Annotated in this window: 23 protein-coding genes; 20 read left to right on the top strand and 3 right to left on the bottom strand. The window is 73.5% G+C overall.

The genetic code is table 11. The features are described from left to right. Nucleotides 1-61 precede the first annotated feature (61 nt). On the top strand, nucleotides 62-2,665 hold the full coding sequence (clpB, locus tag Saso_RS19860; RefSeq protein WP_189927072.1) for an ATP-dependent chaperone ClpB: 2,604 nt from the start codon (nucleotides 62-64) through the stop codon (nucleotides 2,663-2,665). A 29-nt stretch (nucleotides 2,666-2,694) separates the two neighbouring features. On the opposite strand, the gene Saso_RS19865 is transcribed toward clpB, so the two are convergent. Beyond that, nucleotides 2,695-3,138, bottom strand: a complete 444-nt coding sequence (locus Saso_RS19865) for a hypothetical protein (RefSeq protein ID WP_229901491.1) — start codon at nucleotides 3,136-3,138, stop codon at nucleotides 2,695-2,697. 263 nt (nucleotides 3,139-3,401) lie between these two features. Here Saso_RS19865 and Saso_RS19870 point away from each other — a divergent pair, with 263 nt between their 5' ends. Continuing rightward, nucleotides 3,402-3,974, top strand: a complete 573-nt coding sequence (locus tag Saso_RS19870) for a type III secretion system chaperone family protein (protein WP_189927071.1) — start codon at nucleotides 3,402-3,404, stop codon at nucleotides 3,972-3,974. A gap of 115 nt (nucleotides 3,975-4,089) precedes the next feature. Here the strand turns inward: Saso_RS19870 and Saso_RS19875 are convergent, their stop codons facing one another. After that, the gene (locus Saso_RS19875) at nucleotides 4,090-4,269 is read right to left on the bottom strand and encodes a hypothetical protein (RefSeq protein ID WP_189927070.1); all 180 of its coding nucleotides are present in this window, start codon (nucleotides 4,267-4,269) and stop codon (nucleotides 4,090-4,092) included. 126 nt (nucleotides 4,270-4,395) lie between these two features. Here Saso_RS19875 and Saso_RS19880 point away from each other — a divergent pair, with 126 nt between their 5' ends. Next, on the top strand, nucleotides 4,396-4,647 hold the full coding sequence (locus Saso_RS19880; protein WP_189927069.1) for a hypothetical protein: 252 nt from the start codon (nucleotides 4,396-4,398) through the stop codon (nucleotides 4,645-4,647). After that, nucleotides 4,647-5,039, top strand: a complete 393-nt coding sequence (locus Saso_RS19885; RefSeq protein WP_189927068.1) for a type II toxin-antitoxin system VapC family toxin — start codon at nucleotides 4,647-4,649, stop codon at nucleotides 5,037-5,039. The genes Saso_RS19880 and Saso_RS19885 overlap by 1 nt, the downstream gene beginning before the upstream one ends. Nucleotides 5,040-5,275: 236 nt before the next feature. Here Saso_RS19885 and Saso_RS19890 read toward each other — a convergent pair whose 3' ends face one another. Beyond that, the gene (locus Saso_RS19890) at nucleotides 5,276-6,472 is read right to left on the bottom strand and encodes a pyridoxal phosphate-dependent aminotransferase (RefSeq protein ID WP_189927067.1); all 1,197 of its coding nucleotides are present in this window, start codon (nucleotides 6,470-6,472) and stop codon (nucleotides 5,276-5,278) included. Nucleotides 6,473-6,782: 310 nt separating this feature from the next. Between Saso_RS19890 and Saso_RS19895 the strand changes: the two genes are divergently transcribed. The 16 genes from Saso_RS19895 (at nucleotide 6,783) to Saso_RS19970 (ending at nucleotide 23,729) form a co-directional block, all read left to right on the top strand. Next, nucleotides 6,783-7,103, top strand: a complete 321-nt coding sequence (locus Saso_RS19895) for a hypothetical protein (protein ID WP_189927066.1) — start codon at nucleotides 6,783-6,785, stop codon at nucleotides 7,101-7,103. A gap of 409 nt (nucleotides 7,104-7,512) precedes the next feature. Then, the gene (locus tag Saso_RS19900) at nucleotides 7,513-8,067 is read left to right on the top strand and encodes a DUF2617 family protein (RefSeq protein WP_189927065.1); all 555 of its coding nucleotides are present in this window, start codon (nucleotides 7,513-7,515) and stop codon (nucleotides 8,065-8,067) included. A gap of 97 nt (nucleotides 8,068-8,164) precedes the next feature. After that, nucleotides 8,165-9,814 carry a polyamine aminopropyltransferase gene (locus Saso_RS19905; RefSeq protein WP_189927064.1) on the top strand — a complete coding sequence of 550 codons (1,650 nt, stop codon included), beginning with the start codon at nucleotides 8,165-8,167 and terminating at the stop codon, nucleotides 9,812-9,814. Between the two features lie 99 nt (nucleotides 9,815-9,913). Further along, nucleotides 9,914-10,828: an SRPBCC family protein gene (locus Saso_RS19910; RefSeq protein WP_189927063.1), complete on the top strand. Its 915-nt coding sequence runs from the start codon at nucleotides 9,914-9,916 to the stop codon at nucleotides 10,826-10,828. 128 nt (nucleotides 10,829-10,956) lie between these two features. Beyond that, the gene (locus tag Saso_RS19915) at nucleotides 10,957-11,754 is read left to right on the top strand and encodes an aldose epimerase family protein (protein WP_189927062.1); all 798 of its coding nucleotides are present in this window, start codon (nucleotides 10,957-10,959) and stop codon (nucleotides 11,752-11,754) included. 36 nt (nucleotides 11,755-11,790) lie between these two features. After that, on the top strand, nucleotides 11,791-12,345 hold the full coding sequence (gene pyrE / locus Saso_RS19920; protein ID WP_189927061.1) for an orotate phosphoribosyltransferase: 555 nt from the start codon (nucleotides 11,791-11,793) through the stop codon (nucleotides 12,343-12,345). A 165-nt stretch (nucleotides 12,346-12,510) separates the two neighbouring features. Next, the gene (gene fbaA, locus Saso_RS19925; protein WP_189927060.1) at nucleotides 12,511-13,542 is read left to right on the top strand and encodes a class II fructose-bisphosphate aldolase; all 1,032 of its coding nucleotides are present in this window, start codon (nucleotides 12,511-12,513) and stop codon (nucleotides 13,540-13,542) included. 109 nt (nucleotides 13,543-13,651) lie between these two features. After that, nucleotides 13,652-15,241: an MFS transporter gene (locus tag Saso_RS19930; RefSeq protein WP_189927059.1), complete on the top strand. Its 1,590-nt coding sequence runs from the start codon at nucleotides 13,652-13,654 to the stop codon at nucleotides 15,239-15,241. A gap of 108 nt (nucleotides 15,242-15,349) precedes the next feature. Continuing rightward, the gene (locus Saso_RS19935; RefSeq protein ID WP_189927058.1) at nucleotides 15,350-15,763 is read left to right on the top strand and encodes a DUF3151 domain-containing protein; all 414 of its coding nucleotides are present in this window, start codon (nucleotides 15,350-15,352) and stop codon (nucleotides 15,761-15,763) included. A 160-nt stretch (nucleotides 15,764-15,923) separates the two neighbouring features. Further along, the gene (locus Saso_RS19940) at nucleotides 15,924-16,769 is read left to right on the top strand and encodes a tryptophan 2,3-dioxygenase family protein (protein ID WP_189927057.1); all 846 of its coding nucleotides are present in this window, start codon (nucleotides 15,924-15,926) and stop codon (nucleotides 16,767-16,769) included. Beyond that, nucleotides 16,762-17,949, top strand: a complete 1,188-nt coding sequence (gene kynU / locus Saso_RS19945) for a kynureninase (RefSeq protein ID WP_189927056.1) — start codon at nucleotides 16,762-16,764, stop codon at nucleotides 17,947-17,949. The genes Saso_RS19940 and kynU overlap by 8 nt, the downstream gene beginning before the upstream one ends. A gap of 261 nt (nucleotides 17,950-18,210) precedes the next feature. Beyond that, complete coding sequence (locus Saso_RS19950; protein ID WP_189927055.1) at nucleotides 18,211-19,095, top strand: alpha/beta hydrolase; 885 nt, start codon at nucleotides 18,211-18,213, stop codon at nucleotides 19,093-19,095. Nucleotides 19,096-19,302: 207 nt separating this feature from the next. After that, entirely contained in the window at nucleotides 19,303-20,313 is a 1,011-nt protein-coding gene (locus Saso_RS19955) for an alpha/beta hydrolase (protein WP_189927054.1), read from the top strand. After that, nucleotides 20,306-21,529, top strand: a complete 1,224-nt coding sequence (locus tag Saso_RS19960) for an acyltransferase family protein (protein WP_229901490.1) — start codon at nucleotides 20,306-20,308, stop codon at nucleotides 21,527-21,529. Before Saso_RS19955 ends, Saso_RS19960 begins: the two co-directional genes overlap by 8 nt. A gap of 232 nt (nucleotides 21,530-21,761) precedes the next feature. Beyond that, entirely contained in the window at nucleotides 21,762-22,994 is a 1,233-nt protein-coding gene (locus Saso_RS19965) for a sensor histidine kinase (RefSeq protein WP_229901502.1), read from the top strand. Between the two features lie 57 nt (nucleotides 22,995-23,051). Beyond that, nucleotides 23,052-23,729 carry a response regulator gene (locus tag Saso_RS19970; protein ID WP_189927053.1) on the top strand — a complete coding sequence of 226 codons (678 nt, stop codon included), beginning with the start codon at nucleotides 23,052-23,054 and terminating at the stop codon, nucleotides 23,727-23,729. Nucleotides 23,730-23,826 lie beyond the last annotated feature (97 nt).

Consider the following 23,826-nt stretch of genomic DNA (forward strand, 5'->3'; position numbering starts at 1 on the left):
CTTTGTGTACGCTGACAGAGTCAGTACGGGAGAGCGCTGACGCAAGGAGGAGACAGCGAACGTGGACGCCGAGCTGACCAACCGGAGCCGGGACGCGATCAACGCGGCCAGCAACACCGCCGTGTCCCAGGGGCACGCCGACCTCATCCCCGCCCATCTGCTGCTGGCGCTGCTCCAGGGGCAGGAAAACGACAACATCGTCGATCTGCTGGCCGCCGTCGACGCCGACCAGGCCGCCGTACGGTCGGGGGCCGAGAAGGTGATCGGCGCGCTGCCCAGCGTGACCGGGTCGACCGTCGCGCCCCCGCAGCCCAACCGCGAACTGCTCGCCGTCATCGCCGACGCGCAGAGCCGGGCCCGTGACCTCGGTGACGAGTACCTGTCGACCGAGCACCTGCTCATCGGCATCGCCGCCAAGGGCGGACAGGCCGCCGACGTGCTCGGCCGGCAGGGCGCGACCCCGAAGAAGCTCCAGGAGGCCTTCCAGAAGGCCCGCGGCGGCCGCCGGGTGACCAGCGCCGACCCCGAGGGGCAGTACAAGGCCCTGGAGAAGTTCGGCACGGACTTCACCGCCGCCGCCCGCGAGGGCAAGCTCGACCCCGTCATCGGACGGGACCAGGAGATCCGGCGGGTCGTGCAGGTCCTCTCCCGGCGCACCAAGAACAACCCCGTGCTCATCGGTGAGCCGGGCGTCGGCAAGACCGCCGTCGTCGAGGGCCTGGCGCAGCGGATCGTCAAGGGCGACGTGCCCGAGTCCCTCCGCAACAAGCGGCTGGTCGCGCTCGACCTCGGCGCGATGGTCGCGGGCGCCAAGTACCGGGGCGAGTTCGAGGAGCGGCTGAAGACCGTCCTGGCCGAGATCAAGGACTCCGACGGCCAGATCATCACGTTCATCGACGAGCTGCACACGGTCGTCGGCGCGGGCGCCGGCGGCGACTCCGCGATGGACGCCGGCAACATGCTCAAGCCGATGCTCGCGCGCGGTGAGCTGCGCATGGTCGGCGCCACGACGCTCGACGAGTACCGCGAGCGGATCGAGAAGGACCCGGCGCTGGAGCGGCGCTTCCAGCAGGTGCTGGTCGCGGAGCCGTCGGTGGAGGACACCATCGCGATCCTGCGCGGTCTCAAGGGCCGTTACGAGGCCCACCACAAGGTGCAGATCGCGGACTCGGCGCTGGTGGCCGCCGCGACCCTCTCCGACCGCTACATCACCTCCCGCTTCCTGCCCGACAAGGCCATCGACCTGGTCGACGAGGCCGCCTCCCGGCTCCGGATGGAGATCGACTCCTCCCCGGTCGAGATCGACGAGCTCCAGCGCTCCGTCGACCGGCTGAAGATGGAGGAGCTGGCGCTGAGCAAGGAGACGGACGCCGCCTCCCGCGAGCGGCTGGAGAAGCTGCGCCGCGACCTCGCCGACCGGGAGGAGGAGCTGCGCCAGCTCACCGCCCGCTGGGAGAAGGAGAAGCAGTCCCTCAACCGGGTCGGTGAGCTCAAGGAGAAGCTCGACGAACTGCGCGGCCAGGCCGAACGCGCCCAGCGCGACGGTGACTTCGACACCGCGAGCAAGCTGCTGTACGGCGAGATCCCGACCCTGGAGCGCGATCTGGAAGCCGCGTCCGAGGCCGAGGAGGAGGCCGCGAAGGACACCATGGTCAAGGAGGAGGTCGGGTCGGACGACATCGCCGACGTCGTCGCCTCCTGGACCGGCATCCCGGCGGGCCGCCTCATGGAGGGCGAGACGCAGAAGCTGCTGCGGATGGAGGAGGAGCTGGGCCGCCGTCTCATCGGCCAGAGCGAAGCCGTCGAGGCGGTCTCCGACGCCGTACGGCGCTCCCGGGCCGGCATCGCCGACCCCGACCGGCCCACCGGCTCCTTCCTGTTCCTCGGCCCCACCGGCGTCGGCAAGACCGAACTGGCCAAGGCGCTCGCCGACTTCCTCTTCGACGACGAGCGGGCGATGATCCGCATCGACATGTCGGAGTACGGCGAGAAGCACAGCGTCGCCCGCCTGGTCGGCGCGCCCCCCGGCTACGTCGGCTACGAGGAGGGCGGCCAGCTCACCGAGGCGGTGCGCAGGCGGCCGTACAGCGTGGTCCTGCTGGACGAGGTGGAGAAGGCGCACCCGGAGGTCTTCGACGTCCTGCTCCAGGTCCTGGACGACGGCCGGCTGACCGACGGACAGGGCCGCACGGTCGACTTCCGCAACACGATCCTGGTGCTGACGTCCAACCTGGGCAGCCAGTACCTCGTCGACCCCGTGTCCACCGAGGAGGAGAAGAAGGAGCAGGTCCTGGAGGTCGTGCGGGCCTCCTTCAAGCCGGAGTTCCTCAACCGGCTCGACGACCTCGTCGTCTTCTCGGCCCTGAACAAGGAGGAGCTGGGGCGGATCGCCCGCCTCCAGATCGACCGGCTCGCCAAGCGGCTCGCCGAGCGCCGGCTGACCCTGGAGGTCACCGACGCGGCCCTGGCCTGGCTCGCCGACGAGGGCAACGACCCGGCGTACGGTGCCCGTCCGCTGCGCCGCCTGGTCCAGACGGCCATCGGCGACCGGCTCGCCAAGGAGATCCTGGCGGGCGAGGTCAAGGACGGCGACACGGTCCGGGTGGACGCCTTCGGCGAGGGCGAGGGTCTGATCGTGGGTCCGGTGACGGGCAAGACGCTGTAGCGGTCCCGCCCCCGCCCGCGCCGCTCACGTCATGTCGTGAACGCCGAGTACCGCACCCGCACGGTCTCGGCGTTCACGTACGTCACGTCCATGTTCACGTACCAGGCGTCCGTACCGGGGCGTCCGGAGACGTCGAGCTGGAAGCAGTAGTCCGAGCCGTGGGCGCACGCCTGGGTGCCGGGACCGCCCGGTGCGGGGGCCTGCGGGTAGGCGTCCTCCAGCCAGGAGTCGAAGCCCGCGCGCGGCACACGGAAGTCGGCCTGGTAGTTCGTGTCCAGCCAGGACTGCACCGTGCACTTCGCGTCCCCGGCGCCCTCCGGCATCCGGGCCCCGCCGAACGCCAGCGCCTCGGCGCAGGGAACCTCCTTCAGCCGGGTCCCGTCCGTCTCCTCGTCGTCGCTCAGCACCCAGACGCCGATCAGCACCAGCAGCCCGGCCACCAGCAGCACGGGCAGCGCCAGGATCGCCGCCACGACGCCCCACCGGGTCCGCCCCGGCAGCGGGGGCGGCGCCGGCACCCCGGACCCGCCGGGCGCCGCACTCCGCTCCTGCGGCCCGGGCCGTTCCCCGGCCCCGCTCCGCCCGTCCGCCACGAGTCTCCCCCTCCGCCCTTGACCGCCCCTTGGTACAACAGGCCGGATCATGTCAGCTCAGGGCTTACACGGCACGGCCGGGCTTGCCACCCCCCTCCCCGCATGGGGGAGGATGGCGGGATCCGTACGAAGGGAAAATCACGGTGAGCATCGACCCGTCCTCGATTCCGAACTTCGGGGGCCAGCCCGAGCCGCAGCCCCAGGGTGGACCGACGGGCCCCGTCGTCCCGGATCAGGACCTCGTGAAGCAGCTCCTCGACCAGATGGAGCTGAAGTACGTCGTCGACGACGAGGGTGACCTCGCGGCGCCGTGGGAGGAGTTCCGTACGTACTTCATGTTCCGCGGCGAGGGTGACCAGGCGGTCTACTCGGTGCGGACGTTCTACGACCGGCCCCACGGCATCGACGACAAGGCGCAGCTGCTCGAGTCGATCGACGACTGGAACCGCCGCACCCTGTGGCCCAAGGTCTACACGCACACCCACGACGACGGCACCGTCCGTCTCATCGGCGAGGCGCAGCTGCTGATCGGCGCCGGCGTCAACATCGAGCTCTTCGTCTCCTCGACGGTGAGCTGGGTGCGGGCGGCCATCGAGTTCGACAAGTGGCTCGTGGAGCAGCTGGGCCTGGAGTCGTCGGCCGGTGACGCCGACGAGAAGCCCGTCGACGGCGCCGAGAACGCCGAGGGCACCGAGAAGTCCGGGGACGACGAGTAGGTCCACGACCTGCCGCACCTCGTACGGGCGCCCGTCCACACCCTGTGGACGGGCGCCCGCACCCGTTTCCCGCCCTTCCCGGTGCGTCAGGGGCGGGCCCGCGGCGCCGCGCCGGTCAGGGCGTGAAGGCCTTGCGCAGCCGCTCCACCGCGTCGGCCAGCACGTCGGCGCGCTTGCAGAACGCCATCCGTCCCCATCCGGGGCGGGTCGAATCCGCCTCCGCCCCGAGGGAACCCTTCGCCGTGACCGCCGAGCGCGTGCCGACCTGACGGTTGAAGATCGCCCTGCGAGGCACCGGCCCGCCGATCTGGCGCCGAGTCTCCCTGCCCGCTGACACCTCGCCCGGCTGCCTGCACTAAAGGCCATCCGCCCAGCCCGGCTTCAGAGACACCGAATTGCTACCCTTGGTAGGATCTGGACCATGAGTGGTAGCAAGAAATACTCGATCAGCCTCCCTGAAGACCTCGCTGAGGCCGCACGCACCCACGTAGGTCCAGGCGGCTTCTCCGCTTACGTGGCCGAGGCCCTCGAGCAGCGTGTGGCCATGGACAAGCTTCGTGAGATGGTCGCCGACTTCGAGACCGACAACGACCCGCTGTCCCGGGAAGAGATCGAAGCGGCCCGCGCCGTACTGCGCCATGATCAGCGCGACTCGAGCGGTGCCGCAGCCTGATGCCCGGCACGCTCCTCCTCGACAGCGAGGGCCTGTCCAAGCTCTACCTCAAGGACCGCACCGTCCTGGCTCTCGTCCAAGCGGCCTCGGAAGAAGGCATCCGCGTGGCCACGACCGCCATGACCACGATCGAGGCGGACGACGATCGCATCCACCCCGCCCGCATCCGGTGGGTGCTCTCCCGGATCGACGTCCACGACGTCACCAAGAGCGTCACCGACCAAGCGGCAGCACTGTTGCGCGACCACCACCTCAGCGGCCACAAGTACGCCATCGACGCCGTCCTCGCGGCCATTGCACGCTCGGCGCCAAGACCCGTCACCGTCCTCACCTCCGACCTTGAGGACATCAGCCTGCTCTGTGGACCCGCCGTCGAGGTCATCAAAGCCTGACGCGTGCAGATCGCGGGCACACCCGCTCACGCATGACGCTACGCAAGCCCCCGACCGCGCAAGGCCATCAGCCACCTGAGTTCCGCAGTTCGTAGGCACGTACGGATCCGTCGATCGATGTCTGCGCAGGTCACGGGCGCGCTACGTGGTTCCTCCGGTGTGGTGGTGTTGTGCGCGGCGGCTCGGAGCAGCCGATGCCGTGCGGCCGGTACCCTCGCTCGTACGGTTGCTGGCTGCTACGCGGCCAGCCCCTTGAGCCGGGAAGCCGCCTCCTCAAGAACGCTCGCCCGTTTGCAGAACGCGAACCGGACGAAGGGCGCGCCCTGCTCGCGGTGGTCGTAGAAGACCGCGTTCGGGATCGCCACGACCCCGCAACGCTCGGGCAGCGCACGACAGAAGGCGAAGCCGTCCGACTCGCCGAGTGACCTGATGTCCGTGGTGATGAAGTACGTACCGGCCGGACGGAAGACCGTGAATCCTGCCTGCTCCAGACCGCCCGCGAGCAGCTCGCGCTTGGCCCGCATGTCGGCGCGGAACTCCTCGAAGTACGAGTCCGGCAGGCGCAGTGCCTCGGCCACGGCGTACTGGAAGGGTCCGGAGGCGACGTACGTCAGGAACTGCTTCGCCGAGCGCACCGCCGTGACCAGCCCGGGCGCCGCCGTGATCCAGCCGACCTTCCAGCCGGTGAACGAGAACGTCTTGCCCGCGCTGCCGATCGTGACGGTGCGCTCCCGCATCCCCGGCAGGGTCGCCAGCGGCACGTGCTCGGCCCCGTCGAAGACCAGGTGCTCGTACACCTCGTCCGTGACGACGAGCAGGTCCCGCTCGACCGCCAGCTCGGCGATCGCCGTCAGCTCCTCGTGGGTGAGGACCGTGCCGGTGGGGTTGTGCGGGGTGTTGATCAGCAGCAGGCGGGTGCGGCCGGTGACCGCGGCGCGCAGCTCGTCCAGGTCGAGGCGGAAGCGGGCCTGCCCGGGGTCCGGACGCAGGGTGACCGGGACCCGGGTGGCGCCGGCCATCGCGATGCAGGCCGCGTAGGAGTCGTAGTAGGGCTCGAGGGCGACGACCTCGTCCCCCGGCTCCAGCAGCGCGAGGAGGGTGGCGGCGATGGCCTCGGTGGCGCCCGCGGTGACCAGGACCTCCGTGTCCGGGTCGAAGGAGAGGCCGTAGCGGCGGAGCTGGTGGCCGGCGATCGCCGTGCGCAGTTCCGGGACGCCCGGGCCCGGCGGGTACTGGTTGCCGCGCCCGTCGCGCAGTGCCCGTACGGCGGCCTCGCGGATCTCCTCGGGGCCGTCGGTGTCGGGGAAGCCCTGCCCCAGGTTGATCGCCCCGGTCGCCGCGGCCAGCGCGGACATCTCGGCGAAGATCGTCGTCCCGAACTCGGCGAGACGGCGGTTGAGGAAGGGGCGCGCGGTGGAGGTCATGCCCGTCATCCTGCGCCGAAGCCGCGGAGTTCCTCAACCGAGGCCCAAGGATCAAGACCTGCACCGGCCACGGCGGTGCCGTCCGGCTCCTCCGGCGCCGCTCCCCCCGGCACCTTGCCGCACGCCGGTCCGTCGAAGGGCCCGTGACCTGCCCTTCCGCGCAGGTCAGGCGCTGCCCGCCCGGAGGAACCCTCTGAACTTGCTCAACTCTGCTTTGGCCGCGGAGGCAGGCGGGCATCCCCCGTTCACGCGGCGCCCCGGCACCGCGCGAAGCGCCCACGGGGGGCCGCTTCGGGGGACACGGAAGGAGGGTGGCGCCATGGTCTTCGGCATCATCCTGGCGGTGGTGGTCGCGATCGTGCTCGTGGCGGCCCTGACGGTCAACGTCCGCAGCAACGCCACCGCGCGGTCGCGCCGCGCCGGCCGGGCGCGCAGGTACGGCGGGAGCGGTACCGCCGGCGGCGGGGCGAGCTGGTGGGCCGGCGGTGACGGCGGCTCGGGCGGCGGCCACGGCGGGCATCACGGAGGGGGCCACGGGGGAGGCCACTCCTGTGGCGGAAGCTCCTCCTGCGGGGGCGGGTCGTCCTGCGGCGGCGGGTCGTCCTGCGGCGGAGGCGGCGGATGCGGCGGAGGCAGCTGACACGGGGCAGCTGAGCTCCCCGCGGGGGGAGCCGCATCCGGACCGCGGGGCCCGATCCGACCACGGGCTCCGCGGTCGTACCACGCGGGGCGGGCGCCATGGCTACCCGCCCTCGCGCCTTTCATGCGGGGCGCGCGGAAGCACGCCTGGGCCGCCCGGGGTACGTCATGGTTGAACAATTGAGCTGTGGTCCACCCGAGGGATGGAAACCCCACGAAGTTGGGTAAAAACGCTGTGGAGCCACCACAGTTCATGATTCCCTCTAAACCATCGACGCAGCCCATCGGACCCCTTCGGACGTCCCCGGCGGACGACCTCCCGGACCGGGCCGACCGTGGCCGTTCTCCCGGCTTCGACCGGGGTGCACCGACCTGCCCCCTTCTCTCTTTGCGTTTCGCGGAGCCGACCCATGCTCACGACCCTGAACACCTGCTACACCGACACGCGCGCGGCCGACCTCGCCTGGGCCCTGGGGCGTGAACCGCTGCCCGCTCTCGCCACACTCGACCTCGAACTGTGCGACGCCAAGATGCAGTTGAGACTGCTCGGCGCGTCGCACCAGGTCCTGCTGGAGGCGGAGCAGGGCCATTGTTCGGAGACCGTGGCCTGCATCCCCGGCAGCAGCACCCCGCTCCCCCTGGGCGTCGCCAAGCGCGTCGGCGCCTGGGAGTACGAGTTCGCCGCCCGCGTCGAGGTGCTCTCGCCCGGCCGGTTCGCGGCCCGGGCCCAGGAACTCCTCGCCCTCGTCTCCGAGCACCCGCACGGGCTCGCCGGCGTCTTCCCCGGCAGCCCGCACGCCTTCACGGCCCTGCTCGCCCACCGCAGCGAGGGCCAGGTGCACTGGCGCACCTGGCACGCGTACCCGCAGGACGGGGAGCTGGTGGCGACCAGGACGAGGGTGGGGGTGCGCGCCCGGTCGGCCGAGCCCGGCCTGGCCGCGAGTGCCCCCGCCGCGGGAGTCTGAACCGGCGGCGGCCCAAACGTCCGCGGATGCACCTGGCCCTCGATTACACACGTGTGGGTGACGAAGGGCACCCGTGCCGTCACGTAACGTCGCAGTCGTGATCGAACCGCACGCGCCGGCGAGGCCCGGTGTCCGGCCCGACGGAGGGCCGCCCCGGCACGGGCCGGCGCGGCTCCCCGTCAGGCCGGACACCGGACGGTTCCTGGTCCTCGCGTGCGTCTTCGTCTGCGCCGCCTGCGGTCTCGTCTACGAACTGGAACTCGTCGCCTTCGCGTCCTCGCTGATGGGCGACTCCGTCACCCAGGCGTCCGTCGTGCTGTCCGTGATGGTCTTCGCGATGGGCATCGGCTCCCTCGCCGCCAAACGGCTGCGCCGGTTCGCCGCGGCCGGGTTCGGCGCCCTGGAGGCGACCCTCGCCCTGGTCGGCGGATGCAGCGCCATGACGCTGTACGCGGTGTTCGCCTGGACGGGCGACTGGGGCGGCCTGTGGGCGGACGGCCCCCGTGTGCTCCTCGTCGCGTTCTCCCTCGCCATCGGGCTGCTCATCGGCGCCGAGGTCCCCCTCCTCATGGAGCTCATCCAGCGCATCCGCCGCCAGGACGCGGGCGGCGCGGTGGCCGACCTGTTCGCCGCCGACTACGTGGGCGCGCTGGTGGGCGGCCTCGCGTTCCCCTTCCTGCTGCTGCCGTTCCTGGGCCAGCTGACCAGCTCGCTGCTGACCGGCGCGGTCAACGTCCTGGCCGGGGCCGCGCTGGTGCTGGGCCTCTTCCGGCGCGACCTCACCTGCCGGGCCCGCTGCGTCCTGCTCGTCGCCAACATCACCGTCCTCGGCGTCCTCGCCTGCGCCGCCGTGCTCGTGGACGACTTCGAGCGGGCCGCGCGGCAGGCGGTGTACGGCGACGACGTGCGCGTGGCGGTCCGGACCGGGGTGCAGGAGATCGTCCTGACCGGCGGTACCGAGGGCCGTCCGCTCGGCATCTACCTCGACGGCCGCCTGCGTTTCGCGGGCCGCGACGAGCGGCGCTACCACGAGGCCCTGGTCCGCCCCGCGATGAGCGGCCCGCACGCCCGGGTGCTGATCCTCGGCGGCGGCGACGGCCTGGCCGCCCGCGAGGCCCTCGGCCATCCCGGGGTGCGCCGGGTGGACGTCGTCGCGGTCGACCCCGGCCTGGTCCGGCTGGCCCGTACCGACCCGGCCCTGTCCCGGCTCAACGCTCACGCGTACGGCGATCCGCGGGTCCGCGTCTCCGCAGGGGAGCCCTTCCGGTGGCTGCGCGGCGCCCCCGCGGCGGCGTACGACGTGATCGTGGCGGATCTGCCCGACCCCGGGATCACGGCGAGCACGAAGCTCTACTCGCAGGAGTTCTACGGCCTCGCCCGCCGCGCCCTCGCCCCCGGCGGCCGTCTCGTCGTGCACGCCGGACAGGTCGCCACCCGGCCGCGCGTGTTCTGGACGGTGGAGGCCACGATGCGGGCGGCGGGCCTGCACACCGCCCCCTACCGCGTGGCCGGCCGCGACTTCGGCCGCACCACGGACCCCGACCGCAGCGCGGACGCCTCCCGGGCGCCCCGCGACTGGGGGTTCGTCCTGGCCACCGCCGAGACCCGCCCGCCGCTCTGCCTCGACCGGCGCGAACCCGCGCCGCGCACCCTGACCCAGGCCGAGCTGACCGCGGACGCGCGGGCGGTGGAGGGCACCCGGGTCGACGGGCTGAGCGCCTCGACGCTGCTGCACCCGCGGTACTGAGCGGCGGTACCCGGCGCGTACCACCGGGCGTGGCCCGCCGGGTGCGATTCCCGGTTTCGCCGGGTGCTTTCCGGTGACCGCTGGGTAGGCTCCGCTGTCATGGAGCAAGAGGTGTTCGTTCCGGTTCCGGCCGAGCGGTTGAGGGCGGCCCTCGCGGATCCCGCGCAGGTGGCCCGGGCGGTCCCCGGCCTCCAGCAGGACGCCGGCACCGAGCCCGTCGCGGGGCGGCTGAAGATGCGGGTCGGCGGCCACACCATCACGTACCGGGGCACCGTACGGGTCTCCCCGCGCGCGGACGGCGCCTTCGCCGTGGAGGGCGACGCGACCGAGGCGCGCGGCGGCGGCGGGGTGAAACTGGCCCTCACGCTCCGGCTGGCGCAGTCCGGGGAGGGCGTGACGCTCCGCGTCGAGGGGACGGCGTCGGCGCAGGGCCGGATCACGGAGCTGCCGTCCGAGGCGGTGGACTCGGCCGTCACCCGGCTGCTGAACCGTTTCGCGGCGAACCTCACGGCGACGCTCACGCAGGAGACGGCCCCGGAGGGCCCGGCCGGGACCGCGGAGCCCGCCGGCACCGCGGCCGCCACCGGCGGGACGGACGCCCACGACGTCACCGGCGGCGGTGACGACGAGGTGGACGACGCCGAGGCACTGGACGACGTCGACGACGTCGACGACGTCGACGATGTGGACGAGGTCGACGAGGCCGACGAGGCCGACGACGTCGTGGACGACGGGGCCTCCGCGGCCGTCTTCGAGGCGGAGGTGCCCCCCGGCGGGCTCGACGACCTCACCGGGCCCGCGGAGCCGCCCGCGGAGGCCGCGCACGCGCGCCGGACGATGATCGGGCGCAGCGCGGAAGAGGTGGACCACGCCCCGCCCCGCGGGCGCTACGCACCGGTCCCCGCGCCGCAGACCGTCGTACCGAACAGCACCCTGCGGTGGGCCGCTCCGGCGGCCGCGCTGGTGGTGGCGTCCGCGATCGTGGTCGGCAGGGCACTGCGCCGACGCGGCTGAGCCCGACCGCCGTCGTCAACGGCCGCGGCGACCGGCCGGGTTCGGGGCGGACGGGCGGTGCCGGTCGCGCGCCGCCTCCCGGCCGGACCGCCACCGCGACCGCCTGATCGTCCCAGTAGGGTCGTCCCGTGAGCGACGAAGACATCACGCTGACCGCGGGTGACGCGGAGGTGACCGTGCAGCCGGGCAACGGCGGCCGGGTCGGTGGGCTGCGCGTGGGCGGCCTCGAACTGCTGCGTCAGGGAGAGCGGTTCGGCTGCTTCCCGATGGTCCCCTGGTGCGGCAGGATCCGCGACGGGCGCTTCCGGGACGGCGGGACCGTGCACCAGATGCCGCTCAACGCCGCGCCGAACGCCATCCACGGCACCGCCCGTGACGGTGCGTGGAAGGTGGCGCGGCGGTCGGCGGCCGAGGCCGTGCTGACGTACGAACTGGTGGCGCCCTGGCCCTTCACGGGCCTGGTCACCCAGATGGTCACGCTGACGGGGGACGACCTGACCCTCGCGATGTCCGTCGAGACGTACGACTCGTCCTTCCCGGCGCAGATCGGCTGGCACCCCTGGTTCAACCGTGCCCTGGGCGGCCGGGAGGGCCAGGACGTGCGGGTCTCCTTCGAGCCCGCGTGGCAGGAGGAGCGCGGCGCCGACCACCTGCCGACCGGCAACCGCGTCGCACCGCGGCCCGGCCCCTGGGACGACTGTTTCGGCATGCCCGGCGGTGTCGACGTCGGCCTCACCTGGCCCGGTCTGCTGGAGCTGCGGGTGACCAGCCCCGAGGAGTGGGTCGTCGTCTACGACGAGCAGGAGGCGGCCGTGTGCGTGGAGCCGCAGACCGGCCCGCCGGACGGTCTGAACACGCTTCCGCGCCTGGTCACCCCGCTGGAGCCGCTGGAGGCCACCACCACCTGGCGCTGGACGAGGCTCTGACCTCCGGCCCCGGGGCACGCCTCTAAGCTGAGGGGCATGACGGACGTGGATGCACGCGGCGCGCTGCTGCAACAGATCAAGGACAAGGCCGTGGTGCACGGCAAGGTGACCCTGTCGTCGGGCCTGGAGGCGGACTACTACATCGACCTGCGCCGGGTCACCCTCGACGGCGAGGCCGCTCCGCTGGTCGGGCAGGTGCTGCTCGACCTGACCGACGGGCTCGACTTCGACGCGGTGGGCGGGCTGACCATGGGCGCCGACCCGGTGGCCGGCGCCATGCTGCACGCGGCCGCCGCGCGCGGCCGGCGGCTGGACGCCTTCGTCGTCCGCAAGGCGGCGAAGGCGCACGGGTTGCAGCGGCGGGTCGAAGGCCCCGAGATCAAGGGCCGGCGCGTCCTGGTCGTCGAGGACACCTCCACCACCGGTGGCTCACCGCTCGCCGCCGTGGAGGCCGTGCGCGAGGCGGGCGCCGAGGTCGTGGCGGTGGCGACGATCGTGGACCGGGCGACCGGCGCCGACGAGAAGATCCGCGAGGGCGCGGGCGTGCCGTACCTGTTCGCCTTCTCGAAGGATGAACTGGGTCTGGACTGACGGGCCGCTCCGACCTGCACGTGACCGGCGTGTGGACCAGGCATGGACCATTCGCGCATGTCTGGAAAGATGGGATCGACGATGACGTCGCACCCAAGGTCTAGGTCAGGGCCGTAGTACGCAGATCGACAGATCGCCAACCCGCAGATACCAAGGAGCGGACAGATGCCCATCGCAACCCCCGAGGTCTACAACGAGATGCTCGACCGGGCGAAGGCAGGCAAGTTCGCCTACCCGGCCATCAACGTGACCTCGAGCCAGACCCTGCACGCGGCACTGCGCGGCTTCGCGGAGGCGGAGAGCGACGGCATCATCCAGATCACGACGGGTGGCGCCGAGTTCGCGGGCGGCCAGTACAGCAAGGACATGGTGTCGGGCGCCCTGGCCCTCGCCGAGTTCGCGCACATCGTCGCCGAGAAGTACCCGGTCACCGTCGCGCTGCACACGGACCACTGCCCGAAGGACAAGCTCGACGGGTTCGTCCGTCCGCTGCTCGCCATCTCCGAGGAGCGCGTGAAGGCCGGCCGCAACCCGCTCTTCCAGTCCCACATGTGGGACGGCTCGGCCGAGACCCTCGCCGACAACCTCGCCGTCGCGCAGGAGCTGCTCGCCCGCACCGCCGCCGCGAAGATCATCCTCGAGGTGGAGATCACCCCGACGGGCGGCGAGGAAGACGGCGTCTCGCACGAGATCAACGACTCGCTGTACACGACGGTCGACGACGCGGTGCGCACCGTCGAGGCGCTCGGTCTGGGCGAGAAGGGCCGATACCTGCTGGCCGCGTCCTTCGGCAACGTGCACGGCGTGTACAAGCCGGGCAACGTCGTGCTCCGCCCCGACCTGCTCAAGGAGCTGAACGAGGGCATCGCCGCGAAGTACGGCAAGCCGGCCGGCTCCCAGCCGTTCGACTTCGTCTTCCACGGCGGCTCGGGCTCCACCCCGCAGGAGATCGCGACCGCGCTGGAGAACGGCGTCGTCAAGATGAACATCGACACGGACACGCAGTACGCCTTCACGCGTCCCGTCGCCGACCACATGTTCCGCAACTACGACGGCGTCCTGAAGGTCGACGGCGAGGTCGGCTCCAAGAAGACCTACGACCCGCGCACCTGGGGCAAGCTCGCCGAGGCGGGCATGGCCGCCCGCGTCACCGAGGCCACGCAGCACCTGCGGTCCGCGGGCCAGAAGATCAAGTAGTCCCGCGAGGGGTCACCCCGGGGCGCTTCCCGGGTGACCCCGCGGTTCCACGGGTACGGGTGAGCCCGGCGTCTGTCTACGGCGCCGGGCTCGCTGTATACCTGGGGGCATGCCCGACGTCCGGATGGCCTCGCCCCGCGGCAGGTGGATCCTGCTCACCACCGTCCTCGGCTCCAGCATGGCCCTGCTGGACTCGACCGTCGTCAACGTGGCGCTGCCGCGCATCGGCCGCGACCTGGACGCCGACCTGGCCGTCCTCCAGTGGACCGTCAACGCGTACCTGCTGACGCTGGCCGGGCTGATCCTGCTCGGCGGGTCGCTCGGGGACCACTACGGGCGCCGGAAGGTGTTCGTGATCGGGGTGGTGTGGTTCGCCGCCGCCTCGCTGCTGTGCGGGATCGCCCCGAACGCGGGCGTGCTGATCGCCGCGCGCGCCTTGCAGGGGGTCGGCGGCGCGCTCCTCACACCGGGCTCCCTGGCGCTCATCCAGGCCTCCTTCCACCACGACGACCGGGGGCGGGCCGTGGGCCTGTGGTCCGGCTTCGGGGGCATCGGCGCTGCCGTGGGCCCGTTCCTGGGCGGCTGGCTGGTGGACGGTCCGGGCTGGCGCTGGGTGTTCCTGCTGAACGTGCCGCTCGCGGTGGTGTGCGTACCGGTCGCGCTGCGGCACGTACCGGAGTCGGACGGCCGTCCCGTGCGGGCCGACGCGGCCGCGGGCGCCGCCGGCCCGTCCGGCGACACGTCCGCCCGCGCTGCCGCCGGGGCCGGTGCCGGCGCGGGGAAGGCCCGTCCGCACGGCCGTCCGCACGTCCCCTTCGACGTGCTGGGCGCCTTCCTGGGCGCGCTGGCGCTCGCCCTCGTCACGTACGCGCTGATCGAGGCCCCGGGCGGTTCCACGGGGGTGGTCTCGGTGGCGGCGGTGGCGGGACTGGCCGCCGGGGCGGCCTTCGTGGTGGTGGAGCGTCGCAGCGCGGACCCGATGCTGCCGCTGGACATCTTCGGCTCGCGCCAGTTCACGGCCGTCAACCTGGTCACCCTGTGCGTGTACGCGGCGTTCGGCGGCTTCTTCTTCCTGTCGGCGGTCCAGCTCCAGGTCGTGGTCGGCTGGTCCGCCCTCGGCGCGGGTACGGCGCTGCTGCCGACGACCGTGCTGATGCTGCTGCTGTCCGCCCGCTCCGGCGAACTGGCCGAGCACATCGGGCCGCGGATCCCGCTCACCGTCGGCCCGCTGCTGTGCGCCGCCGGCATGCTCCTGATGCTGCGGGTCGGGCCGGGCGCCTCCTACGCCGCCGACGTGCTGCCCGCCGTGCTGGTGCTGGGCTGCGGCATGGTCACGCTGGTGGCGCCGCTCACCGCGACCGTCCTGGCCTCCGTGGACGTCTCCCGGGCCGGTGTGGCCAGCGGCGTCAACAACGCGGCGGCCCGGGCAGCCGGTCTGGTGGCCGTGGCCGCGCTGCCGCTGCTGACCGGCATGAGCGCGGAGGCGTACCGCTCGGCCACCGCCTTCGACGAGGCTTTCGGGCGGGCGATGGTCCTGTGCGCGGCGGTGCTCGTGGTGGGCGCGGTGCTCGCCTTCGCGACGGTGCGCCGCCCGGCCCCGGACTGCCGCAGGCCGGAGTGCAGGACACACGGGAGCGTGCTCGCGCCCCCGCTGGAGGGCGAGCGCACCAAGGGACGCCTGACCCTGGGCGACGGCTGACCCGGCCGGACGGGCACTGACCCGGCCGGGCGGCGGCCGTCCGGGAGGAGGGCGGCCAGGAGGGCGGGGCCGCCTTCCTCCCGGCCGCCGATAGCGCAGACTGGACGCATGTCCATTCACGAAAACCTTCTCGGGGGACCGCCCCCGACCCACCTTCCCGACGACCCCGAGCCGCGCGAGCTCCTCGCGAACGGCACGGCGCCCGCCGACGTCGCCGCGAAGTACCCGACGTCCTCGCTGGCCTGGGCCCAGCTCTGTGACGACGCGTTCGAGCGGGGCAGCGTGGTGGAGTCGTACGCCTACGCCCGTACGGGGTACCACCGCGGCCTGGACAGCCTGCGGCGCAACGGCTGGAAGGGCCACGGCCCGGTGCCCTGGGAACACGAACCGAACCGCGGCTTCCTGCGCGCCCTGCACGGCCTCGCCCGCGCCGCCCAGGCGATCGGCGAGCAGGAGGAGTGGGAGCGCTGCTCGGAGTTTTTGAAGGACTCCTCGCCCACGGCGGCCCAGACCCTGGGATAGCCGTTCACCTGCGCTTTCCCGCGAGGCCCGCCCGGGTGTGACCCGTGCGGGCCTTGCGTTTTGCGGACGGCATTGCGCACTATGTGCCGGTGGGGACCGGGGCCCCCGTGTCGGTAACGGCAGGGGCGGACCGCTACCCGGAGTACAACAGGAGACAGCGATGTCCCAGCAGGCTCAGCCCCAAGAGGCTTCGGAGCCCGAGACCCCGCATCTCGACTTCGCCGGCACGACGCCGTACGAGGACTACGTCAAGGCGGACGTGCTCACCCACCTCCAGCACACCCTCTCCGACGACCCCGGAGAGATGGTCTTCCTCGTGACGACCCAGGTGATGGAACTGTGGTTCACCGTCATCGTGCACGAGTGGGAGACCGCCGCGCAGGCGCTGCGCGAGGACCGGGTGCCGGTGGCGATCGACGCGCTGAAGCGTTCCGTCCGTGAACTGGACGCCCTGAACGCGTCCTGGCGGCCGCTCGGCCAGCTGACCCCGGCGCAGTTCAACTCGTACCGTTCCGCGCTCGGCGAGGGGTCGGGTTTCCAGTCGGCGATGTACCGCCGCATGGAGTTCCTCCTCGGGGACAAGTCCGCGTCCATGCTGGTGCCGCACCGGGGCGCGCCCCGCGTCCACGCGGAACTGGAGAAGGCGCTGCACGAGCCCAGCCTGTACGACGAGGTGCTGCGGCTGCTGGCCCGGCGCGGTCACGCGATCCCGTCGTCCGTCCTGGAGCGGGACGTCTCGCGGCGCTACGAGCCCTCCGCGGAGGTCGAGGCGGTCTGGACGGCCGTGTACTCGGGCGAGGAGGGCGACGAGGTCGCACGCCTCGGCGAGGCGCTGACGGACGTGGCCGAGCTGGTGTGGCGCTGGCGCAACGACCACCTCGTCGCCACCCGCCGCGCGATGGGCGCGAAGGCCGGCACCGGCGGTTCGGCCGGGGTGGCCTGGCTGGAGAAGCGCGCGCAGAAGAACGTGTTCCCCGAGCTGTGGACGGCCAGGTCCCATGTCTGAGCGCCTGGTCCTCGCGGCGAAGGAACGGGACGACGCCGATCCGCTGGCGGACCGGCGCGCCGGGTTCGTCCTGGACGACGTGGTCTACCTGGACGGCAACTCGCTGGGCGCGCTGCCCGCGGCCGTCCCCGGCCGGGTCGAGGACGTGGTGCGCCGCCAGTGGGGCGAGCTGCGGATCCGGTCGTGGGACGAGAGCGGCTGGTGGACGGCGCCCGAGCGGATCGGCGACCGGATCGCCCCGCTGGTGGGCGCGGCGGCCGGGCAGATCGTGGTCGGTGACTCCACCAGCGTCAACGTCTTCAAGGCGCTCGTCGGCGCGGTACGCCTGGTGGACGACGGCCGGGACGAGATCCTCGTCGACGCGACGACCTTCCCCACGGACGGTTACATCGCCGGGTCCGCGGCCCGTCTCACCGGCCGCACCCTGCGCCCGGTGACGCCGGACGAGGTGCCGGCGGCGCTGTCGGAGCGGACGGCCGCCGTGCTGCTCAACCACGTCGACTACCGCACCGGACGGCTGCACGACCTGCCGTCGCTGACCGCCGCCGTGCGCGCGGCGGGCGCGGTCGCCGTCTGGGACCTGTGCCACAGCGCGGGCGCCCTGCCCGTCGGCCTCGACGAGCACGGTGTGGACCTCGCGGTGGGCTGCACCTACAAGTACCTGAACGGCGGCCCGGGTTCACCGGCGTACCTGTACGTCCGCCAGGGTCTCCAGGACCGGTTCGACTCGCCGCTGCCCGGCTGGAACTCGCATACCGAGCCCTTCGGCATGCGGGAGGAGTACGCGCCGGTGGCCGGTGCGCGGCGCGGGCGGGTCGGCACCCCGGACATCCTGTCGATGCTGGCGCTGGAGGCCGCGCTCGACGTCTGGGACGGGGTCCGCGTCGAGGACGTGCGGGAGAAGTCGCTGGCCCTGACGGACTTCTTCCTGGAGTGCGTCGCGGCCTACGTCCCCGCAGGGCGCGTCGAGTCGCTCACCCCGGTGCGGCACGAGGAGCGCGGCAGCCAGGTGGCGCTGCGCTGCGCGGATGCCGCCGAGGTGATGGACCGGCTGGTGGGGCGTGGGGTCGTCGGCGACTTCCGCAGCCCGGACGTCCTGCGGTTCGGCTTCACCCCGCTCTACGTCGGGTTCGCGGACGTGGAGCGGGCGGCGCGGCTGCTCGCGGAGGAGCTGCGCTGATCCTGCGCCGTGCCGATTGAGCCGGCCGGCTCTCCTGGGCGTACTTGGGGGTACGTCCAGGAGGCCGGTCCCTGGGCCGACGGCCGGGCGGGTGACGCGGGAGCAGAACCGTTTACCTCTCACCGAGCGTGACATCCGCGTGTCCGCGCACGTCACGGGCCTGATACCGTCCCGGCCAACGGCCGGATTCCCACCTGGTCCGCAAGAACTTCCCAGGGCCGTGGGTCCGGGAAGTGCCCATCGCCGCTGAGAGGTTGGAGCATGCCGGACGACGTCGTCGCAGCCCGGGCCGCCGCCGAGGAGGCGTCGGCCTTCGCGCATCCGCCCGTCGGGCCCGACGTCACCGCGGCGTACGGCGATCACCCCGACCAGGTGATCGACTTCTATGTCCCGCGGGTGCAGGCCGGCCCGGGGGGATCCGTCCCGCTCGTCGTCGTCCTGCACGGCGGAGCCTGGCGGTCCCCGTACGACCGGCGCCACATCACGCCGTTCGCGGACTTCCTGGCCCGGCGCGGCTTCGCCGTGGCCAACGTGGAGTACCGGCGGGGTGCCGACGGCCCGGACGCGGAGGGGGCCTCTCCGGTCGCGGGACGCTGGCCGGACACCTTCGACGACGTCGCCGCGGCCCTCGACGCGCTTCCCGCGCTCGTCCGGGAGGCCGTGCCGCAGGCCGACTCGCGCCGCACGGTGCTGACGGGTCACTCGGCGGGCGGCCATCTCGCCCTGTGGGCGGCGGCCCGGCACGTCCTGCCCGCCGACGCGCCCTGGCGCACCGGCGGTTCGGCCTCGCTGCGGGGTGTGGTCGCGCTGGCCCCGATCGCTGACTTCGAGGTCGCCGGAAAGCTGGACGTGTGCGGCGGGGCGGCCGGTCAACTCCTCGGCGCGGAGGAGCTGTTCGAGGAGCGGCGGCCGTACGCCGACCCCGCGCTGCTGTTGCCGACCGGGGTCGCGACGACCCTGGTCCAGGGCCGTACCGACCTCGTCGTCCCGCAGGCGGTCGCCGAGGCGTACGCGGACGCGGCGGCGAAGGCGGGGGAGGTGGTGGGCCTGACCCTGCTGGAGGACGTGGGCCACTTCCCGCTGATCGACCCGACGGCGGACGCGTGCGCGGTGGTGGCGGAGGAGATCGCCCAGCTGGCCTGGTGACGGGCGCCGGGCCCGGCCGCCGTACACCCGACCACCCCCTGACCCGCCCCCGACCGGCCCCCGACCGATCCCTGGTCGTCGTACCCGTAGTACCTGAGAGCTACGTCGCGGAAGAGCTCCTCAGCGGGACGCGGACGACGGCCTCCGCTCCGTAACTTCCCAGCCGTACAAGCCCGATGGCCGGGCGTACGGGCGGGGGAGGGCAGGATGGCGGAGCGTCGTTCTCGCGGGTGGTGGCGTCGTGCGCGGGGGTCGCGCCGGGGGCGGCGCCAGGTCCGCGCCCTGCTGGCGGTCCTCATCACCGCCGCCGTGGTCGTCCCCCTCACGGCGGCCGCGGCCCGGCCGGGCATCCCGGCGCCCGCACCCGCCGTCCTCGCCCCGCTGACACCGGCGACCCTGGAGCAGGCGTACGCCGTCAACCGGGCCGACGCCGCGCTGGCGTCCCGGATGGCCGCCGCCCACGGGGACCGTCACCGGGCCGCCGCGGAGCGGGAGTTGGCCGATCCCTCCCGCGATCTGCTCGCCTTCGACGGCCGGGGCGCCGGCCGGGCGGTCGAGGTGTTCGGCGACCTCGCCCGCGCCGACCGGGTCGCCGTCCTCGTGCCCGGCTCCGACACCTCGCTGGACACCTTCGGCCGCTTCAGGGCCGGCGCGGCCGCACTGCACCGCCTGCTCCCGGGGAACACCGGCACCGGCCCCCGGACGGCGGTGGTGGCCTGGCTCGGCTACACCACCCCCGGCACGGTCAGCCCCGCCGTGCTCACCCCGGGCCGCGCCGGGGAGGCCGCCCCCGCCCTGGCGGAGTTCCTGCGCGGGCTGCGCGACGTCACCGCGCCGGGCGCCCGGTTCACGCTCCTGTGCCACTCGTACGGCACGGTCGTGTGCGGGCGCGCCGCACCGCACCTCGACGTGACGGATCTCGTGCTGCTCGGCAGCCCGGGCACGGGCGCGCAGTCCGCGGCCGGCCTGGGCACCCGCGCGCGGGTCTGGGCGGCCCGGGGCGCCGACGACTGGGTGGCGGACGTCCCGCACGTCAGCGCCGACCTGTTCGGCACGACGGTCGGTCTCGGCGCCGATCCCCTGTCCCCGGCGTTCGGCGCCCGGGTCTTCGCGGCCGGGTCCGGCGGGCACAGCGACTACTTCAGGCCGGGGTCGCCCTCCCTGGCCAACATCGCCCGGATCGTCGTCGGAGCGGTCGGGGAGGTCACCGGTGGGTGAGAACCGCGGACGGGGGCGCGGGTGGGTGCCGTCCGGGATCCGGCGGGCCGCCCTGCGCATCGACGCCGCCACACCGCCGGAGCGCGACCGGGCCGTCGACGCCCTGCGCGCCCTGGCGATCCTCGGGGTGGTTCTCGGGCACTGGCTGGTGACGGCGCTGGTCGCCGACGGCGCGACCCTGCGGGCCGCGAGCCCGCTGGGGGCGATGCCCGGGCTGGCGCCGGTGTCGTGGGCGTTCCAGACGCTCGCGGTGTTCTTCATGGTGGGCGGCCATGTGGCGACCCGCGGCTGGACGTCGGCCCGGGCGCGGGGCGGGACCTACGGCGCGTGGCTCGCGGGCAGGTTGGTGCGGCTGTTCCTCCCGGTCGCCGCGGTGACGGCCGTGTGGACGGTCGCGGCGGCCGGGCTGGTCCTGGGCGGCGCCTCCTTCGTCACCGTGCACACCGTGGTCAAGCTCGCGCTGTCCCCGCTCTGGTTCCTGCTGGTCTTCGCCGTGCTGACGGCCGCCACCCCGCTGCTGCTGCGGCTCGGCCCCCTGTGGCCGCTGGCCGTCGTCCTGCACGTGGACGTGGTGCGCTTCGGCCTGGACGGCCCGGCGTGGCTGGGCTGGGTGAACGTCGCGGCCGGCTGGCTGGTGCCGTACACCCTGGGCGCGGCCTGGACCCGGGGGGAACTCGAAGGGCCCCGGGCGGGACGGGTCCTGCTGGTCGGCGGGACGGTGGCGACGGCGCTGCTCGTCGGCTGCGCCGGGTACCCCGCGTCGATGGTGGGCGTGCCGGGCGCGGCGGTGTCGAACCTCGACCCGCCCACGCTGGCCGCCGTCACGTTCGGTCTCGCCCAGTGCGGAGTGGCCCTGCTGCTGCGGGACCGGCTGCGCCGGGCCATGCGGGCGCCCCTGGTCTGGGCGGTGGTCGCGCTCCTCAACCTGTCCGCGATGACGGTGTTCCTCTGGCACCAGACGGCGCTGATGGCGACCACCGCCGTGGGCCTGCTCGCGGGCCGCCTGGACGGTCTGCACACGGCTCCCGACGGGCCGCGGTGGGTGGCGGCCCGGCTGCTGTGGCTGCCGGTCTTCGCCCTGGTGCTGGCGGTGTGCCGGGCGGCGTTCCACTGCTGCGAACGCGGGCCGCGCGCTCCCCGCGGACGTGCGACCCGGGTGGTCCGCGTCCAGCACCGCCGCGACCGGGCCGGGTCGAAGGCGGCGCGCGGTGCCTAGGGTTGGGGCCGTGAACGGCGAGGAGACCCCCGACGACGGCGACACCCCCACCGACGACCCCGCCGCCCCCACCGGCCGCACCCCCGTGCCGTCCGCCCGACGTGCTGCGGGGCAGGTCGGCGGGCGGGTCGTTCGTCGTTCCCGTGGCGCCCGGGGTGCGCCGGGCGGTGAGGTTCCCGGGGCGGGCCGGTCCGCCGGTGGCCCGCGGCGGCGCCGGGACCTGGGCAGGCGGGTGCTGCGCCGGCTGAGGCTGCCGGGGTACCTGGTGGTGTGCTGGACGGCCCTCGGTATCGCGCTTTCCGTCACGGACCAGATGGGCCGCTACGGCCTGGGCACGGACCTGTCGGTCGTGACCGGGTTCGCCCAGGGCGCGGCGGTCGTGCTCGCCCTGTGGCGGCCTGCGCCCGCGTGGGCGCTGTCCCTGGCGGGTGTCGTCGTCGCCGCGGTGGCCGCGCGGCCGGTCCTGGTGGGGCACCCGCTGCCCGGCCCGGACTGGCCCTGGAACGACGCCGAGGTCCTCGCGCACGCCTTCGTGCTCCTGCTGCTGGCGCTGCGCGCGCGGACCCGGGTGTCGTTCGCGGCGCTGGCCGCCACCGCCGTGACGACCTGGGTCGTCCAGGGCCTGGTCGGCGGGGCGACCTACACCTCGACGGGGGTCACCGCGGTCGGCGTCTTCGGTGCCGTCGTGCTCGTCGGCGCCGCCTTCCGCGGCCTCGGCGAGGCCCGCACCCGGCTCGTCGAACAGGAGACGATCACCGCCGAGGAACGCGGCCGCCGCACCCTGCTGGAGGAGCGCAACCGGATCGCGCGCGAACTGCACGACGTGGTCGCCCACCACATGTCGGTGATCTCCATCCAGGCCCAGGTCGCCCCGCACCTGGTGGAGAACCCGTCCGAGGAGCTCAAGGAGAACCTCGCCGGCATCCGGACGAACGCCCTCGAGGCCCTTGCCGAACTGCGCCGGGTGCTCGGGGTGCTGCGCTCGGAGAACCCCGATGACCCCTACGGGCTCGGCGCGGCCGGCACCGGCGCCGCCCCGGACACGCCCCAGCCGACGCTCGACCGCCTCGACGCCCTCATGGAGAACACCCGCGCCGCCGGTCTCGACGTGGTCGCCACCGTCGAGGGCGAGATGCCCGTGTACCCGCCGGGGGTGCAGCTGTCGGCGTACCGGATGGTCCAGGAGGCGCTCAGCAACGCCCTGCGGCACGCGCCGGGTTCGCGGGTGCGGGTGGAGGTCGCCCACCGTCCCCGCGGCCTGTACCTGGAGATCGTCAACTCGCGCCCGCGGGACCCCGTACCGTCCTCCCCGGGGGCCGGGCACGGTCTGCTCGGGATGCGCGAGCGGGCGGCCATGCTGGGCGGCCGGGTCAGTGCCCGCCCGACCCCGCAGGGCGGTTTCGCGGTGTCCGCGTTCCTCCCGCGGGACGGCACGGCGCCGCCCGCCGACGGCCCCGGCGCGTGACCCGGACGACACGACGCCCCGCCCGGCCCCCGCCCCACCGACAGGAGAAGGAATCCCATGACGACCGGCGGCACCATCCGCGTACTGATCGCGGACGACCAGGAGATGGTCCGGCAGGGCTTCACCGTGCTGCTCGACGCCCACCCGGGCATCGAGGTGGTCGGACAGGCCGTGCACGGCCTGGACGCCGTCGCCAAGGTCGACGAACTCGCCCCGGACGTCGTGCTGATGGACATCCGCATGCCCGAACTCGGCGGCATCGAGGCCACCCACCGCATCACCCTCGCGCACCCGCACGTCAAGGTGCTGGTGCTCACCACCTTCGACCTCGACGAGTACGTGTACGACGCGCTGCGGGCCGGGGCCTCCGGGTTCCTGCTCAAGGACGCCTCCGCCGACCGGCTCGCCGAGGCGGTCCGGGTGGTGGCGGCCGGTGACGCCCTGCTCGCGCCCGGCGTGACCCGCAGACTGATCGCCGAGTTCTCCCGTCTCGACGGCAGGCCCAGGTCCCCCCGCAGGGAACGGGTCGGCGACCTCACGGAGCGCGAGACGGAGGTGCTGACGCTGATCGCGCAGGGCCTGTCCAACGCGGAGATGGCCGAGCGGCTCTTCGTGGCCGAGCAGACCGTGAAGACGCACGTGGGCCGGATCCTGGTGAAACTGGGCCTGCGGGACCGCACCCAGGCGGCGGTGTTCGCGTACGAGTCGGGGCTGGTGCGGCCGTCGGGGTACTGAACCGGGGGTGCCGGCGGGCCGCCCGCGGGACCCGTAGTACTTGAGGGGGACCGGTCGGAACCCCCCTCACTGCTGACGACGCCGGCCCCGCGCGCGC

The sequence above is a fragment of the Streptomyces asoensis genome (assembly GCF_016860545.1).
GTDB lineage: Bacteria > Actinomycetota > Actinomycetes > Streptomycetales > Streptomycetaceae > Streptomyces > Streptomyces asoensis.

Bases quoted from the DNA above. Each gene is read 5' to 3' on its own strand.
- Saso_RS19880 (WP_189927069.1), top strand. From the start codon at position 4,396: ATGAGTGGTAGCAAGAAATACTCGATCAGCCTCCCTGAAGACCTCGCT.
- Saso_RS19885 (WP_189927068.1), top strand. From the start codon at position 4,647: ATGCCCGGCACGCTCCTCCTCGACAGCGAGGGCCTGTCCAAGCTCTAC.
- Saso_RS19890 (WP_189927067.1), bottom strand. From the start codon at position 6,472: ATGACGGGCATGACCTCCACCGCGCGCCCCTTCCTCAACCGCCGTCTC.
- Saso_RS19895 (WP_189927066.1), top strand. From the start codon at position 6,783: ATGGTCTTCGGCATCATCCTGGCGGTGGTGGTCGCGATCGTGCTCGTG.
- Saso_RS19900 (WP_189927065.1), top strand. From the start codon at position 7,513: ATGCTCACGACCCTGAACACCTGCTACACCGACACGCGCGCGGCCGAC.
- Saso_RS19910 (WP_189927063.1), top strand. From the start codon at position 9,914: ATGGAGCAAGAGGTGTTCGTTCCGGTTCCGGCCGAGCGGTTGAGGGCG.
- pyrE (WP_189927061.1), top strand. From the start codon at position 11,791: ATGACGGACGTGGATGCACGCGGCGCGCTGCTGCAACAGATCAAGGAC.
- fbaA (WP_189927060.1), top strand. From the start codon at position 12,511: ATGCCCATCGCAACCCCCGAGGTCTACAACGAGATGCTCGACCGGGCG.
- Saso_RS19930 (WP_189927059.1), top strand. From the start codon at position 13,652: ATGCCCGACGTCCGGATGGCCTCGCCCCGCGGCAGGTGGATCCTGCTC.
- Saso_RS19935 (WP_189927058.1), top strand. From the start codon at position 15,350: ATGTCCATTCACGAAAACCTTCTCGGGGGACCGCCCCCGACCCACCTT.
- Saso_RS19940 (WP_189927057.1), top strand. From the start codon at position 15,924: ATGTCCCAGCAGGCTCAGCCCCAAGAGGCTTCGGAGCCCGAGACCCCG.
- kynU (WP_189927056.1), top strand. From the start codon at position 16,762: ATGTCTGAGCGCCTGGTCCTCGCGGCGAAGGAACGGGACGACGCCGAT.
- Saso_RS19950 (WP_189927055.1), top strand. From the start codon at position 18,211: ATGCCGGACGACGTCGTCGCAGCCCGGGCCGCCGCCGAGGAGGCGTCG.
- Saso_RS19955 (WP_189927054.1), top strand. From the start codon at position 19,303: ATGGCGGAGCGTCGTTCTCGCGGGTGGTGGCGTCGTGCGCGGGGGTCG.
- Saso_RS19970 (WP_189927053.1), top strand. From the start codon at position 23,052: ATGACGACCGGCGGCACCATCCGCGTACTGATCGCGGACGACCAGGAG.